Raw genomic sequence first — 15,544 nt, 5'->3', positions numbered from 1 at the left:
TAATATAGCATTTTTCTTTTGTAATGTAAATAGTTCAAATTCACTCTAAATAGTGTGCAAATTTCTAAAAAAATAAAGAGCCTGTACCACAAGCCCTTTGTATATCTATTATCTAGGTTGAACTATTAATTTAATTGCAGTTCTTTCTTCGCCTTCTATTATTACATCTGTAAATGCAGGTATACAAACCAAATCAACACCACTAGGTGCAACAAAGCCTCTTGCTATAGCAATAGCCTTAACTGCTTGATTAATTGCACCAGCACCTATTGCTTGAAGTTCTGCTGCTCCTTTTTCTCTTAGTACTCCCGCTAAGGCTCCTGCTACTGAATTTGGGCTAGATTTTGCTGAAACTTTTAATACTTCCATAATAAACCTCCTATTAGTACATTTAATTGCTATATTTGTATTATTCTACAAACATAAAAAAAATCCTCTTAAATTTTGGAATTTCTCTAAATTTTAAGAGGATTTAATATTATATTGGTTTATTTAGCATAATCAATAGCCCTTGTTTCTCTTATTACATTTACTTTAATTTGACCTGGATATTCTAGTTCATTTTCAATTCTTTTAACTAGATTTCTTGCCAATTCAACAGCTCCTGCATCATCAATTATTTCTGGTTTAATCATAATTCGAACTTCTCTTCCAGCTTGAATAGCATATGATTTTTCTACGCCATCATAAGAATTTGCGATTTCTTCTAATTTTTCTAGCCTTTTAATATAAGCTTCCAAAGTTTCTCTTCTTGCACCTGGTCTTGCAGCTGATATAGCATCCGCTGCTTGAACTAATATTGCTTCAAGAGACTGCAGTTCAACATCACCGTGATGCGCTGCAATAGCATTTACTACAATAGCTGATTCGTGGTGTTTCTTTGCTATCTCTGCGCCTATAAGTGCATGTGGTCCTTCAACTTCATGGTCTACAGCTTTACCTATATCATGAAGTAGTCCACACCTTTTAGCAAGCGTTGGATCAATTCCCAGTTCAGAGGCCATAAGCCCAGCTAAATATGAAACTTCAATAGAATGCTTTAATACATTTTGACCATAACTAGTTCTGTATTTAAGCCTTCCAAGTAGTCTAATAATTTCTGAATGAAGACCATGCACTCCTGTTTCAAAAGTTGCTTGTTCTCCTTCTTCTCTTATATCACTATCAACCTCTTTTTTAGCTTTTTCTACCATTTCTTCAATTCTAGCAGGATGAATTCTTCCATCCACTATTAGCTTCTCAAGTGCTATTCTAGCAACTTCACGCCTTATAGGATCAAATGCTGAAAGAATTACTGCTTCAGGTGTATCATCTATTATTAGATCAACGCCTGTAAGTGTTTCTAGAGTTCGAATATTTCTACCCTCTCTACCTATTATTCTTCCCTTCATCTCATCATTAGGAAGCGAAACTACATGAACTGTTGTTTCTGCAACATGATCAGCTGCGCATCTTTGTATAGCATAAGTAATGATTTCTCGTGCTTTTTTATCGGCTTCTTCTTTTGCCTTAGTTTCAATTTCTTTAATCATAATTGCAGCATCATGTTTAATTTCTTTTTTAATTTCATCTAATAAAACTTGTTTTGCTTCATCGGCTGTTAAACCTGATAATCTTTCTAATTCTTCCCTTTGTTTTGTGTATAAATCTTGAACACTTGCTTCTAACATCTCAATTTCTTGTTGTTTTTTATTAAGATTTTCTTCTTTTCTCTCCAGCACATCACTTTTTTTATCTAAAGATTCTTCTCTTTGGATATTTCTTCTTTCTAACCTTTGAACTTCATTACGTCTTTCTCTTGATTCTTTTTCTAAATCGGTTCTAAGTCTGTGAACTTCTTCTTTGGCTTCTAAGATAGCTTCTTTCTTTTTTGTTTCAGCTTCTTTTGAACTTTCATCAAGAATTTTTTTAGCTTCTTTTTCTGCCATAGAAATATTTGCTTGAGATATATTTTTTCTAGTATAAATTACAACAAAAATACCTACTAAAACAACAACCAAAATAGCACAAACTATTAAGATCATTCGACTATTAGTATCCATCGATTATCAACACCTCCTTTGCTTATTTTCGAGTCTATTTAAGAGTAAACATGAAAGCTAGAGAAGGTGTAATATTTATTCAATTGGTAGCAATTTGAATATGCTAAACCAGTATTTGTATTTATTTTATATTACTTTTCAATTAATGTCAAGATTTTAACATTTAAATAAGTTATTTTGCTTTTACTATTATACAATAATTATGCTAACCCATAATATGTTACACCTTAAAAAGCATATACTACACATTATTATAGTAATAATATTCCACAGTTACACTTAAAATATACCATTTAAATTACAATAGCATATAAAATTTAATCATTGAACAATTAATTAAAGAAAAAAGCAAGTAGCCACTTGCTTTTATATTTCTTTTACTTCCTTTATTTCTTTTGCTTGTTTTGCTTCTTTTTTATCAATTACTGGAGCTTTTGCTAATGGCAAATTATATTTTTCCCTGATTTTATTTTCTATTTCGAACATTACCATAGCATTATCTTTAAAGTATTGTTTTGCATTTTCTCTTCCTTGACCAAGACGTATATCTCCATAGGCAAACCATGCTCCACTTTTTTGTACAATTTCTTCTTTAACTCCTATATCTAAAACATCACCCTCGCGAGACATACCTTCACCGTACATAATATCAAATTCAGCTTGTTTAAATGGAGGGGCAACTTTATTTTTAACTATTTTTATTCTTGTTCTATTACCCATAAATTGATCACCTTGTTTAATTGTATCTATTCTTCTGATATCTATTCTAACAGAAGCATAAAATTTTAATGCTCTACCGCCAGGAGTTACTTCTGGGTTTCCAAACATTACTCCAACTTTTTCTCGTAATTGGTTTATAAACACAAGAACACATTTTGATTTATTTATAGATCCAGCAAGTTTTCTTAGTGCTTGTGACATAAGTCTTGCTTGCAGTCCTATATGAGAGTCTCCCATTTCCCCTTCAATTTCAGCTTTAGGCACCAATGCCGCTACTGAATCCACAACAATAACATCTATAGCCCCTGAACGAACTAAGGCTTCTGTAATCTCTAAAGCCTGCTCACCGGTGTCTGGTTGTGAAACTATTAAATCATCTATATTAATTCCTAGTGATTTAGCATAAATAGGATCTAGTGCATGCTCTACATCAATAAATGCAGCTGTGCCGCCTTCTTTCTGTGCTTCTGCAACTATATGTAGTGCAACTGTAGTTTTACCTGAAGATTCTGGTCCAAAAATTTCAATCATTCTTCCTCTAGGCACACCACCTATACCTAGCCCTATATCTAGTCCTAAACAACCAGTAGAAATAGCATCTACATTTAAAGTACTATTATCTCCCAGTTTCATTATTGAACCTTTACCGAATTGTTTCTCTATTTGACCCATAGCTGCTTCTAGTGCTTTTAATTTTTCATTATTCATATATTTCCCCTTAGGGTTCACCATCCTTTTCATTGCGAACATTTGTTCTATACTAAGTATACACTATTTGTTTTGCATGGTCAACATACAAAATAAAAGTTACCACTTTTTCCTCCAATTGGAATATTATAATAAGAACCTCATTATTTGTATTATTAACAAACTATACTAAATTAATCACTTATCAATTCTAATTGCTCCTTTATTTTTAACAAAATAATCAACACCTGATATTATTGTAATAATCACTGCAGCAGCCATAAATATATTAGTTAACACATTTAAAATTGGATTTACATAAGACAAATTTAATAATGCTGTAATTATAGCTACTATTTGAATAACAGTTTTTATTTTACCCCACCAGCTAGCTGCAATTACTTTTCCTTCTGAGGCCGCTATTGTTCTAAGTCCTGAAACTGCAAATTCTCTAGCAATTATAATCATAGCTACCCAACTATGCACAATTTGAAGTTCTACCAAGCAAACAAGTGCCGCAGTTACTAAGAGTTTATCAGCTAGGGGATCCATAAATTTACCAAAATTAGTTATTTGGTTTCTGCTCCTAGCTATATAGCCATCTAATTTGTCTGTAAGAGAAGCTATTATGAAAATAATGGTAGCCACTTCTCTCCCATAAGGTATGTCTTTAGATGCCATAAATATTAAAAATATAGGAACTAGAAAAATTCGGATCATTGTAAGTTTATTCGCAAGATTCATAGCACACAACTCCTATTAAATCGTATTCTAAAGCTTTGGTCACCTTAACATTAACAAATTCTCCCTTTTTATAAATCACATCAGATTCAAAGAAAATAGTTCCATCAACTTCTGGTGCCATTTCATAATTTCTTCCAAAATGTGATTTATCATTAACTCCTTCTATTAAAACCTTGTATATTTTCCCTATCTTTTTACTATTTAGTTCTTTGGATATACTTTGTTGTATTAACATCAGTTCTTCTTCACGTTTTACTTTTATATCTTCTGAAATTTGATTTTCCATTTCTGCAGCGGCAGTACCCTCTTCCATTGAGTACTTAAATACCCCTAATTTATCAAATTTAGTTTCTTTAATAAATTGTTTTAGCTGCTGAAAATCTGATTCTGTTTCACCTGGAAATCCAACAATAAGTGTAGTTCTAAGATTTACTCCAGCAATATTTTTTCTCATCTTGTTTATGTTTTCTGTTATAATACTCTTTCTTCCTTTTCTTCTCATGGATTTAAGAATATCATCACTTATATGTTGAATTGGTATATCTACATATTTACATACTTTATGGTTTATTGATATTTCATTTATAATTTCATCCGTCATTTCTTCTGCATAACAGTAAAGTACTCTAATCCATTCAATTTCACTTATTTCAGAAATTTCCCTTATCAACTTGTGCAAGGTTTTTTCACCGTACAAATCAATACCATATCTAGTAGTATCTTGAGCTACTAAAATAATTTCTTTGCAGCCATGTTGGCTTAAGTCCTTAACCTCTTGTACTATGTTTTCCATCTTTCTGCTTCTATATTTACCTCTAATGTTTGGTATTGCACAATATGCACAAGCATTATCACAGCCCTCTGATATTCTAACAAAAGCTGTATAAGTTCCTGTGGTTAATACTCTTTGACCTTCATTAATATTTTCATCACTATAACTAGTATGTTGTACTTTAATATTTTTAGAAAGCACCTCTTCTATACTACAGAGTAACTTATTATAATCGTTGACACCAAGCATTATATCAAGCTCTGGCATAAGTTCAAGCAGTTCAGCTCCATAACGCTGAGTAAGGCACCCCGTTGCAATTAAAACCGTACACTTGTATTTGTCTTTGTATTTTGACATTTCTAAAATAGTGTCTATTGATTCTTGTTTCGAAGATTCTATAAATCCACAAGTATTCACTAAAATTATATTTGCAAGTTTAGGATCAGTGGTAATTTCATATTTTTCACTTAAACTACCTATTATAATCTCACTATCAATTCTATTTTTATCGCAACCTAAATTTATAACTCCAACTTTTAATTTTTCCACGGGTCATCCTCCTTGTTTATCTACCTGTTTAGATAACATTTATTAACTGTTATCTTCCTTGTTTGGTTTTATAAGTAAATAATAGTTATTAATTATTATTCTCCTACATTTGTATACATAAATTATTGTAAATGTGATTTACAAATTAAACAAGGGTATTTGCAATTTTTCTTACAGAAATTTATATTATTAATCTTTTAATTCACTCTGGCTTAATAATATCTCTCTAGGTTTACTTCCATTTCTACCTGAAATAATTCCACGTTCCTCCATTTGCTCTATAATTCTTGCTGCTCTATTATACCCTATTTTTAGCTTGCGTTGCAATAAGGAAGTGGAAGCTTGATCATTTTCAACTACTATTTTAATTGCTTCATTTAATAATTCATCAATATCCTCAGCCTCATCTTTATTATTTGAATTACCTTCTATTTCATCTATTATTTCTTTTTCATAATTTAATTCTGCGTTCTGACTTTTTATAAAATTAACCACTCGCTCAACTTCTTCTTCTGATACAAAAGCTCCTTGAATTCTAAATGGTTTAGCCTCTCCTACGGGATAAAAAAGCATATCGCCTTTACCTAGCAATTTCTCTGCACCAGCGGAATCTAAAATTGTTCTAGAATCTATTTGACTTGAAACTGCAAAGGATATTCTTGAAGGTATATTTGCCTTTATAACCCCTGTAATAACATCAACTGATGGTCTTTGCGTTGCAATTACTAAATGCATTCCAGCTGCTCTTGCCATTTGTGCCAGTCTTCCAATGTATTCTTCTACATCATTGGCACAAACCGTCATAAGGTCTGCAAGCTCATCAATTATAATTACTATCCAAGGTAATTTATTTTCTGCAATACCTTTATTAACTAATTCATTATATCCTTCAATACTGCGCACATTGTTTTCAGCGAAAAGCTTGTACCTTCTTGTCATTTCATTTACAGCCCAATTTAAAGCGCCTGCAGATTTTTTAGGATCTGTTACAACCGGTATCAATAGATGGGGTATTCCATTATAAATATTTAGTTCAACTACTTTAGGGTCAATTAATAAAAGCTTAACCTCCTCTGGAGAATATTTATAAAGTAAACTTATTATTAATGAATTTATACAAACACTCTTTCCAGATCCTGTAGCTCCTGCTACCAACAAATGAGGCATTTTCGTTAAATCTGAAACAACACAATTACCTCCTATATCTTTTCCTAGACTAAAGGATAAATTTTTATTTGTAGCTGTAAATTCATTAGACTCTATTACCTCCCTTAGGTAAACTGCACTTAACTCTTTATTTGGCACTTCAATTCCTACCGCTGCCTTACCAGGTATAGGGGCTTCAATTCTTACACCAGAGGAAGCTAAATTCAATGCAATATCATCTGCTAAATTTACAATTTTGCTAACCTTAACCCCAGCATTTGGTTGAAGCTCAAATCTTGTCACTGAAGGTCCCTTTGTAACTTGAATAACTTTTGCTTCAACTCCAAAGCTACTTAAGGTCTCTTGTAGTTTATTCGCACTACTAAGCAATTCTTTTTTATCATTTTTATTCATTTTAGAAGTAGTATTTTCATTTAATAAATCTACAGTTGGAAAATCATATTTATAATTTGATTTTGAATGTGCACTATTTAATTGAATTTCTTGTTCTACTTCTTGTTTAATAGAATTATCTACATGCTTCTCTTTAGATTCGCCTGCATCGCCCTGTTTAATAAAACTAACAGGTTCTTCTTTATTTACAATTTCCACTTCTGACGCAATTTCATTTGACTTTAAAAAATCAAATATTTTAATTTTATTGTTAACGCCTTTAATAAAGTCATTTTTATCTTCATTTGGTACTATTACTTCTTCTTGCTTATCAATATTCTCTATATATAACTCCTTATTATCATTATTCTTCTTAATCTTTTTAGTCTTTTCAGTGATAAATTTCTCCTTTAGATTAAAATAGATGTCATGCCAGGATATTTCTAATATTAAAGTTAAACATATAACATAAATACCAATAAAAATTATAAAACTTCCCACAGCACCAAATAATGTATGCAACGGTACATCAATTGAATAACTAATAATCCCACCATGCAGCACCTGCTCTGAATTGTATATTTTATTTATTCCCTGCAAAAACTCTCCTTCAGCATAATACTTATTAAAAGATAGCATTTGTATAAATAGCAATGTATTTATTATAAAAAATATTATTCCATAAAACTTCTTACTGAAGTTTATCTTACCTTTCTTAAGAATGGAGCATATTCCAATAAATATTATCAAAAACGGCGAAAAGTATGCACCCACCCCGAGTATTGCAAAAAGTAAATGGTTAATAAAATCTCCTATAGTACCTGATATAGAATCAGAACTTGAAAACATGGTAGAGAAGATACTAAATAAAATTAATATGCCTATTGTTATTAAAATAATTCCAAAAATTTCACTATCAGAACCTGAACTACTCGCGACTTTAGATTTAGTTTTAGTTTTTTTTCTAGCCAAAGTATCACCTCCATTCTTAATATTTCTACAAATTTTAGAAATCTCCTTTAACTTTATATAGATTTATAGAGGAATTTTAAACTATATACATAAAAAACTCAATTATTCCTATTAATTATGGTAAAAAATTAATAAAATAGATATAAATAGGCCCATAGAACCTATTTATATCTATTTTTAAGCTTTATCTATCATTTCATTTAATTTTGATAAGGCTTCACTAATTCCGCCAACTTCATCTATTAATCCATTATCAACTGCTTGTTTTCCGATAAGTATAGTACCCATATCATTTAAAAGTTCATCGGTTTGATGCATTAATCTATTTACGGTTTCCTTATCGATTTTGGAAGTTCTAATAATAAACTCAGTTATTCGTTCTTGCATTTTATTAAAATATTCAAAAGTTTGAGATACTCCTATTATTAAACCATTCATTCTAATAGGATGAATTATCATAGTTGCAGAGGGGGAAATAAATGAATAAGCAGCAGCTGTTGCCAGTGGGATACCTATTGAATGGCCTCCACCGACTACTAGTGATACAGTTGGTTTACTAACGCTTCTAATCATCTCAGCTATTGCAAGACCAGCTTCCACATCTCCTCCTACAGTATTTAGAACTATAAGAATACCTTTTACTTTTTCATCCCTTTCCATAGCAATTAACTCTGGAATAACATGTTCATACTTAGTAGTTTTAGTTTGAGGAGATAACATCATATGTCCTTCTATTTGACCAATAATAGACAAAATTTGAATTTTATCATTTTGAGTCGGAACATTCGTTACTCCAAGTTCTTTGATATTTTCAACCTGTTGATTTAAATTTTCCACAATAATTTCACTTTTCTTATCTTCTTTATTTTTTTCAGCTTTTGGCATTTGCATTCCTCCTAATCCATCTTTATTTTGTGCATTAAGAGAAACTATATACATTTATTATCCTAATTTAAATTCCCTGTGCAAGGCTATAATTGCTCCTTCAACATATTCTGTTTCTACAAGACACCATATAGTCATATGCGAATCCGCTGTTTGCAACACTTCAATCTTTTCCCTGGTTAACGCTTTAAGTATTCTAGCCATAACTCCTGGTATACCTCTCATTTTTGAACCTATAATTGAAATTTTACTACAATTCTTCACAAAAGTACAAATCATATTAAGCTCTTTTATTAAATTTTGAAATTTAATAAAGTCTTTTTCATCAATAGTGAATATTTTTTCTTTAGGAAAAACATTTATAAGATCTATGCTTATAAGATTTTCAGCTAAGATATCAAAAAGATCATCATAGCTAGCGTCTGAATTTTTGCATATCTTTATTTGAACCCTATTATTCATATGTGTAATACCTGTAATTATACTTTCATAGCCTTCATTTCCTAAATTACTAATTACTGTTCCATCACAATCGTTCATAGTGTTCTTTATTACGAGTGGTATATTATATTTTCTAGATATTTCCACTGCTCGTGGGTGTATCACCTTGGCTCCTTGATCTGCAAATTGAAAAATTTCATCATAACTTATTTTCTTTATTAAAGTCGCTTCAGAAACTATCCGTGGATCTGCTGTCATAATACCATCTACATCAGTGTATATTTGAGTCTCTACTGCATTAAGCGCCGCTCCGAGTATTGCAGCAGTAACGTCACTTCCACCTCTACCTATAGTTGTAATATAGTTATTTTCATCCTTACCTTGAAATCCTGCTACTACAGGAATTTTTCCCTTTTGCAGTATGCCTAATATTTGTTTTGTATCCACATTAAGTATTGCTGCATTGTTATAATTACAATCTGTAATTATACCTGCTTGTCCTCCAGTTAAGGGCACAGCATCAATACCTTTATTATTTAATTCATTACACATTATTACAGTGCTTATAGTTTCCCCACAACTCATTAGCAAATCTACTGCTAATGGATTTGCTACTTTAAATTTATCATCTATAAGTGATAACAGAGTATCTGTAGCATAAGGCTCTCCTTTTCGTCCCATGGCAGATACTACTACCACTGGAAAATAGCCTTCTGCCTTTGCGTTTAAAACTTTACACACTACAAGCTTTCTTTTTTCCTCCGTCGAAACAGATGTGCCTCCAAACTTTTGCACTAATATTTTCATTTATGTCCTCCCAAATTAAATCATCTTCCTCGAAACAGAAATGTCGTTAAATATGAGATTTTTTTAAAAATTCATTATCAACATCAATTATTATAGTTCTCGAGCCTATTTTTTTTACATATTCCCAAGGTACCTCAATTATATCGCTAGTTTTAAAAAAACTAAATTTAGAACTGCCCTCGTTAATAATTAAAAATTTCAAAAGACCATTCTCATCAATAACTACATCATTGCTGCCTAAATTGCTATATTTATCACCATCATTAATATTGATAATTTCATATCTTTCCATTTCACTGTACATCTTTATATTATCTTCCATATATACACCCTCCTTACCAATTCTCTGAAGGGACATAAAAATAAATAACAAATACCTTTGATTTATTTTCATACCCCTAAAATACTATGGAATATCTTGTGGAGTTATGCATAATTTCTATATCATTGTAAATAAATTTACTTATCCATAGAAATAATATTTCCTTTAAAGAGTTTATTAAGCATTTCTTTTTCTTTACCTACATATGCAGAATTTATTATACCCTTTTTAAAAGTCTTTTCCATAACAGAATTTACCCTTGCCATATCTATCTCATTTATTTTTCTAAGTACATCTTTAGGTGTATTGATTTTATTCAAAAACATAACAGACTTCCCATTGCTAAACATTCTACTACTGGTACTTTCAAGCCCTAGAATATAACTACCCTTTAACTGCTCTTTGGCCTTTAGTAACCTTTCATTGTCAATTCCTAATTTTGCAAATTTTCTAACTTCTTCTTTTATTGCATCAATAGCAACTTCCGCTTGTAATGGATTTAGCCCCGCATAAATACTTACAATCCCAGTGTTTTTAAAGGCTGATATGTAAGAATAAATTGAGTAACATAGTCCTAGTTCCTCACGAATTTTTTGAAATAATATTGAGGAGGCTCCTCCTCCTAATATATTGCTTAGTAGTATTAGAGTATATGTGTCCTCATTTCCAATTTCCACTCCAGGTATTCCGAGGCTTATGTGAAGTTGTTCAATATCTTTTTTTCTAAAATAATGGTGGTTTAAAAGCTCAGGACTACTATATTTAGTAATTTTTTTATTTTTAGTATGCCATTTTCCAAAATATTTTTCTAGAAGCTTTTCTATATTTTTCATATCAAATTTACCAGAAATTGATATAACTGAATTTTCCGGTATATAATAGGAATCAATGTAATCTAAGATGGTTTTTCTATTAAAAGATTTTACAGTTTCCATGGTTCCCAAAATAGGTAAGGAAATAGAATCCTTATTCCAAATTGCTTTTGTATGCAGATCTATTAATACATCCTCTGGTGAATCTTCACTCATATTTATTTCTTCGATAATTACGCCTTTTTCTTTTTCCATTTCATCTTGTGAGAAATTACTATTAAAAAGCATATCTGACAAAATATCCAGTGATAATTCTAAATGTGTATCTAAGGCTTTTATGTAATAACATGTGGCTTCTTTTCCTGTAAAAGCATTTATTTGACCGCCCACGTCTTCAATAGCTTCGGCAATTTGTTTTGCAGTCCTACCAGGAGTTCCTTTAAAAAGCATATGCTCAATAAAATGTGATATTCCACTGCTCACTTCATTTTCATTTCTTGAACCATTTTCTATCCATAGGCCTACGCTTACAGAATTTACATATTCTATAGATTCAACTACAACTCTTAACCCATTACTTAACTTAAATAAATTGTACATATGCGCCTCTCCTTAATGAGAATTTATATTTAATATGTGCAAATTAGTGTAATATTATTAAAAAAAATAAAAAGGCATCTAAGCCCTTCTATTATTCAGCATCTTTTTTTTCAGTTTCACTATCTTTAATAGCATCTCTTCTTGAAAGATTTACTCTTCCTTGATTATCTATTTCCATTACTTTTACTAATATTTCATCACCAACGGAAACAATATCTTCTACTTTATTTACTCTAGCAAAATCAAGTTTAGAAATATGCACTAATCCTTCTTTATTAGGAAGTATTTCAACAAATGCTCCAAAAGCAGCAATCTTTGTTACTTTTCCTAAATATATTTCTCCTACTTTAACAGATTTAGTTAGCTCTTCAATAATTTTCACTGCTCTATTTGCACTATCTCCATCGTTAGACATAATTACAATTTTACCATCGTCATTAGTGTCTATTTTAACTCCGGTTTCGGCTATAATTTTCTTTATAGTTACTCCGCCTTTTCCTATTACGTCTCTAATCTTGTCAGGTTCTACATTTAATATATACATTCTAGGAGCATATTTTGACAATTCACTCCTTGGTGCGTCTATACATTCATTCATTTTTCCTAATATATGAAGCCTAGCTTTTTTTGCATCTATAATTGCAGTTTTAATGCAATATTTAGATAAGCCATGAAGCTTTGTATCAACTTGTATAGCAGTAATACCATTAACGGTTCCTGCAACTTTAAAGTCCATATCACCAAAGAAATCTTCTATACCTTGAATATCTGTCAATACTTTTTCTTTAGTTAAGTCAGCATTTGTAATGAGTCCCATTGCAATACCAGCTGCCGGTCTCTTAATTGGAACCCCTGCATCAAGTAGTGCTAAAATACTTGCACTTACACTAGCTTGAGATGTTGAACCATTAGAACTCAATACTTCCGATACTACACGAATAGCATATGGAAATTCTTCTATAGATGGTAAAAGTGGTTCTACTGCTTTTTCGGCTAACGCTCCGTGACCAATTTCACGCCTTCCAGGTCCACGCATTGGCTTAACTTCTCCTACGCTATAAGCTGGAAAATTATAATGATGCATATATCTTTTAGTATCTTCGTCACCTATTCCGTCTAACATCTGAGCTTCTTTTAATGCTCCAAGTGTTGCAACACCCATTACTTGAGTGAGTCCTCTTGTAAACAAACCAGTCCCATGAGTTCTTGGAAGTACCCCTACCTCGCAACTTATTGGTCTAACTTGATCAAAGGCTCTTCCATCTGGTCTTCTATCTTCATTTAGCATCATATTTCTAACTATTTCTTTTTGGATACCATATGCAACTTCACCTATATCTGATTTTTTATCTGGGTACTTTTCACTAAATTCAAGGCTTATTTTTTGTTTTATTTCATCTACCATTGTATTTCTCTCATCTTTATCCATTATATACATTGCTGTCTTAAACATATCAAATGAGAAATCTCTAACTTCACTTTGGAGAGTTTCATCTATTTTACTTATTTGAGGAATGATTTTTTCTTTTCCAAACTTAGCCACAGCTTCTTCTTGGAAAGCTACAATTTTTTTACATGCTTCAAAAGCAAAATCAATTGCATTTATCATTACATCTTCTGGTATTTCATTTCCACTTGCTTCTATCATTGTTACATTGTCTTTTGTTGCGCAAACTGTAAGATTCATAGAACTAGCGCTTCTCTCTTCTACAGTAGGGCTCAATACAAACTTATCCTCAACAAGGCCAACTGATACAGTTGCAACAGCATCTGTAAAAGGTATGCTAGATATGCATAATGCCATTGATGCTGCGTTCATAGCAAGTATCTCAGGTGAATTATCTTGTTCAACTGACAATACAGTACATACAATTTGCACATCATTTTTATAGCCTTTAGGGAATAGTGGTCTAAGTGGTCTATCTATACCTCTTGCTGTTAAAATCGCTCTTTCTGATGGTCTTGCTTCTCTTTTTATGAAACCACCAGGAATTTTACCAACGGCATAAAGTCTTTCTTCATATTCTACACTTAGAGGAAAGAAATCAATACCTTCCTTTGGTTTTTCTGATGCATTTGCATTAACCATAACTACTGTTTCACCATAGCTCATGAATATTGAACAGTTTGAAAGCATTCCAACCTTACCATATTCAACTTTAAGAGTCCTACCTGCAACAGTAGTTTCTATAACATGAATCATATATTTGCCTCCCTTCAATTTACACTAATATTATTTGCTAATATAAATGTTTTATTAATCAAATTTATATTTATTTACTAATACTTAAAATAATAGAGCGGCTAAGCCGCTCTTAATTACTTTCTTAGTCCAAGTTCTACAAGAATTGCACGGTATCTTTCAATATCCTGGTTCTTTAAGTAACCTAACATACCTTTTCTTTGTCCAACCATCATTAATAGACCTCTTCTTGAATGGTGATCTTTTTTATGAATTTTTAAGTGTTCAGTTAACTCTAAAATTCTTTCAGTAAGTAGTGCGATTTGCACCTCTGGAGAACCTGTGTCTCCTTCATGTCTCGCATGTTTAGTCATTATTTCTTGTTTTGTAGCTTTTTGCATTTTACAACACCTCCGAATATAATCCCCATATTCCAAGTACACCGTTAGCAATTCGGTGAACTTAGCATAAGGTTCAAATCAATTATAACAAACTAAAATTAAATTGTAAATTAATTTTTACATCTTAATGCTATTTTTCTACTTTTTTTTGCTTAATAGCATATTCTTTATCTTTTATAAGCTGTTGCCTTAATTCCTCGATAGTATCAAATTTAACTTCATCTCTTATTCTATTTATAAAGTGAATTTCAACCTTTTCACCATAGATTTGTTTATCAAAGTCCAAAATGCAGGTTTCTACGGATAGTTTCCCACCTTTTACAGTAGGATTATACCCTATATTTGTTATAGCCTTATAAAGATTATTATCATACTGGGCTATTGTATAGTATACCCCTCCCTTAGGAATGATACATTGCATATTGTAATTTAAATTTACAGTTGGAAATCCAATAGTTCTGCCAAATTGTTTCCCTTTAATTACTTCACCAGTGATAGAATGGGGTCTTCCTAAAAGTTCATTTGCTTTAATGATATTCCCCTCAGCTATAAGATGGCGTATATTTGAACTACTTACAACCTCATTGTCATAACTAATAGCTTCACAAACATATAGCTTATAGCCTAGTATACTACTGTATTTTCGGAGCATTTCTACATCACCTAAATTTTTATACCCAAATCTATAATTAAAACCAACAACTATTCCCTTTGCATTATAATAATTCACCATGTTTTTTATGAACTCTTCTGGAGTTATCTTCATAAATTCTTTATCAAAATTAACTAAATTAACAATATCAATACCTGTTTCCTCTAATAATTTTATTTTGGTGTCATTATCCATTATGAGCTTTGGACAAAGTTCTTTGTTAATAACAGACAATGGATGAGTTTTAAAGGTACAAATCATACTTTTAGCATTATTCTCTTTTGATAATTCCACCGCTTTATTTACAAGATACATATGTCCTAAATGTAGTCCATCGAAACTTCCCAGGGCAATGTATGTTGGATATTTAAGTTTAGTTTTAAAATTATCTTTTATAATTACCATTTTAAATATACT

General features: G+C 31.2%; 13 protein-coding genes. All 13 read right to left on the bottom strand.

What is annotated here, in order from left to right; translation table 11 throughout:
- Nucleotides 1-108: 108 nt before the first annotated feature.
- The 13 genes from ACREV6_RS05535 to ACREV6_RS05475 all read right to left on the bottom strand — a co-directional run bounded on the left by ACREV6_RS05535 (nt 109) and on the right by ACREV6_RS05475 (nt 15,532).
- The gene (locus tag ACREV6_RS05535) at nt 109-369 is read right to left on the bottom strand and encodes a stage V sporulation protein S (RefSeq protein ID WP_431577006.1); all 261 of its coding nucleotides are present in this window, start codon (nt 367-369) and stop codon (nt 109-111) included.
- A gap of 119 nt (nt 370-488) precedes the next feature.
- Nucleotides 489-2,042 (bottom strand): ribonuclease Y, encoded by a 1,554-nt coding sequence (gene rny, locus ACREV6_RS05530; protein WP_431577005.1) that lies wholly within the window; start codon nt 2,040-2,042, stop codon nt 489-491.
- Nucleotides 2,043-2,408: 366 nt separating this feature from the next.
- Nucleotides 2,409-3,470 carry a recombinase RecA gene (gene recA / locus ACREV6_RS05525; protein WP_431577004.1) on the bottom strand — a complete coding sequence of 354 codons (1,062 nt, stop codon included), beginning with the start codon at nt 3,468-3,470 and terminating at the stop codon, nt 2,409-2,411.
- Nucleotides 3,471-3,647: 177 nt separating this feature from the next.
- On the bottom strand, nt 3,648-4,193 hold the full coding sequence (gene pgsA / locus ACREV6_RS05520; RefSeq protein WP_431577003.1) for a CDP-diacylglycerol--glycerol-3-phosphate 3-phosphatidyltransferase: 546 nt from the start codon (nt 4,191-4,193) through the stop codon (nt 3,648-3,650).
- Nucleotides 4,177-5,514 (bottom strand): 30S ribosomal protein S12 methylthiotransferase RimO, encoded by a 1,338-nt coding sequence (rimO, locus tag ACREV6_RS05515; protein ID WP_431577002.1) that lies wholly within the window; start codon nt 5,512-5,514, stop codon nt 4,177-4,179. The genes pgsA and rimO overlap by 17 nt, the downstream gene beginning before the upstream one ends.
- A 189-nt stretch (nt 5,515-5,703) precedes the next feature.
- On the bottom strand, nt 5,704-8,025 hold the full coding sequence (locus ACREV6_RS05510) for an FtsK/SpoIIIE family DNA translocase (RefSeq protein ID WP_431577001.1): 2,322 nt from the start codon (nt 8,023-8,025) through the stop codon (nt 5,704-5,706).
- Between the two features lie 177 nt (nt 8,026-8,202).
- Entirely contained in the window at nt 8,203-8,910 is a 708-nt protein-coding gene (locus ACREV6_RS05505) for a ClpP family protease (RefSeq protein ID WP_431577086.1), read from the bottom strand.
- Nucleotides 8,911-8,967: 57 nt separating this feature from the next.
- The gene (gene dapG, locus ACREV6_RS05500; protein WP_431577000.1) at nt 8,968-10,158 is read right to left on the bottom strand and encodes an aspartate kinase; all 1,191 of its coding nucleotides are present in this window, start codon (nt 10,156-10,158) and stop codon (nt 8,968-8,970) included.
- A gap of 46 nt (nt 10,159-10,204) precedes the next feature.
- On the bottom strand, nt 10,205-10,480 hold the full coding sequence (locus tag ACREV6_RS05495; RefSeq protein ID WP_431576999.1) for a YlmC/YmxH family sporulation protein: 276 nt from the start codon (nt 10,478-10,480) through the stop codon (nt 10,205-10,207).
- Between the two features lie 137 nt (nt 10,481-10,617).
- Nucleotides 10,618-11,892: a M16 family metallopeptidase gene (locus tag ACREV6_RS05490; protein WP_431576998.1), complete on the bottom strand. Its 1,275-nt coding sequence runs from the start codon at nt 11,890-11,892 to the stop codon at nt 10,618-10,620.
- Nucleotides 11,893-11,983: 91 nt separating this feature from the next.
- Nucleotides 11,984-14,095 (bottom strand): polyribonucleotide nucleotidyltransferase, encoded by a 2,112-nt coding sequence (locus ACREV6_RS05485; protein WP_431576997.1) that lies wholly within the window; start codon nt 14,093-14,095, stop codon nt 11,984-11,986.
- A 116-nt stretch (nt 14,096-14,211) separates the two neighbouring features.
- Nucleotides 14,212-14,475 carry a 30S ribosomal protein S15 gene (gene rpsO, locus ACREV6_RS05480; protein ID WP_431576996.1) on the bottom strand — a complete coding sequence of 88 codons (264 nt, stop codon included), beginning with the start codon at nt 14,473-14,475 and terminating at the stop codon, nt 14,212-14,214.
- Nucleotides 14,476-14,605: 130 nt separating this feature from the next.
- Entirely contained in the window at nt 14,606-15,532 is a 927-nt protein-coding gene (locus ACREV6_RS05475; protein ID WP_431576995.1) for a bifunctional riboflavin kinase/FAD synthetase, read from the bottom strand.
- Nucleotides 15,533-15,544: the final 12 nt, after the last annotated feature.

This window comes from Clostridium sp. (assembly GCF_050717515.1).
GTDB lineage: Bacteria > Bacillota > Clostridia > Clostridiales > Clostridiaceae > Clostridium_AD.
The sequence above is the reverse complement of the archived record's forward strand: the minus strand, read 5'-3'. Positions and strand labels throughout refer to the sequence as shown.

Excerpts from the sequence above, each read along its gene's own strand:
- ACREV6_RS05535 (WP_431577006.1), bottom strand. The coding sequence starts at position 369 with ATGGAAGTATTAAAAGTTTCAGCAAAATCTAGCCCAAATTCAGTAGCA.
- rny (WP_431577005.1), bottom strand. The coding sequence starts at position 2,042 with ATGGATACTAATAGTCGAATGATCTTAATAGTTTGTGCTATTTTGGTT.
- recA (WP_431577004.1), bottom strand. The coding sequence starts at position 3,470 with ATGAATAATGAAAAATTAAAAGCACTAGAAGCAGCTATGGGTCAAATA.
- pgsA (WP_431577003.1), bottom strand. The coding sequence starts at position 4,193 with ATGAATCTTGCGAATAAACTTACAATGATCCGAATTTTTCTAGTTCCT.
- ACREV6_RS05505 (WP_431577086.1), bottom strand. The coding sequence starts at position 8,910 with ATGCCAAAAGCTGAAAAAAATAAAGAAGATAAGAAAAGTGAAATTATT.
- dapG (WP_431577000.1), bottom strand. The coding sequence starts at position 10,158 with ATGAAAATATTAGTGCAAAAGTTTGGAGGCACATCTGTTTCGACGGAG.
- ACREV6_RS05495 (WP_431576999.1), bottom strand. The coding sequence starts at position 10,480 with ATGGAAGATAATATAAAGATGTACAGTGAAATGGAAAGATATGAAATT.
- ACREV6_RS05490 (WP_431576998.1), bottom strand. The coding sequence starts at position 11,892 with ATGTACAATTTATTTAAGTTAAGTAATGGGTTAAGAGTTGTAGTTGAA.
- ACREV6_RS05485 (WP_431576997.1), bottom strand. The coding sequence starts at position 14,095 with ATGATTCATGTTATAGAAACTACTGTTGCAGGTAGGACTCTTAAAGTT.
- rpsO (WP_431576996.1), bottom strand. The coding sequence starts at position 14,475 with ATGCAAAAAGCTACAAAACAAGAAATAATGACTAAACATGCGAGACAT.
- ACREV6_RS05475 (WP_431576995.1), bottom strand. The coding sequence starts at position 15,532 with ATGGTAATTATAAAAGATAATTTTAAAACTAAACTTAAATATCCAACA.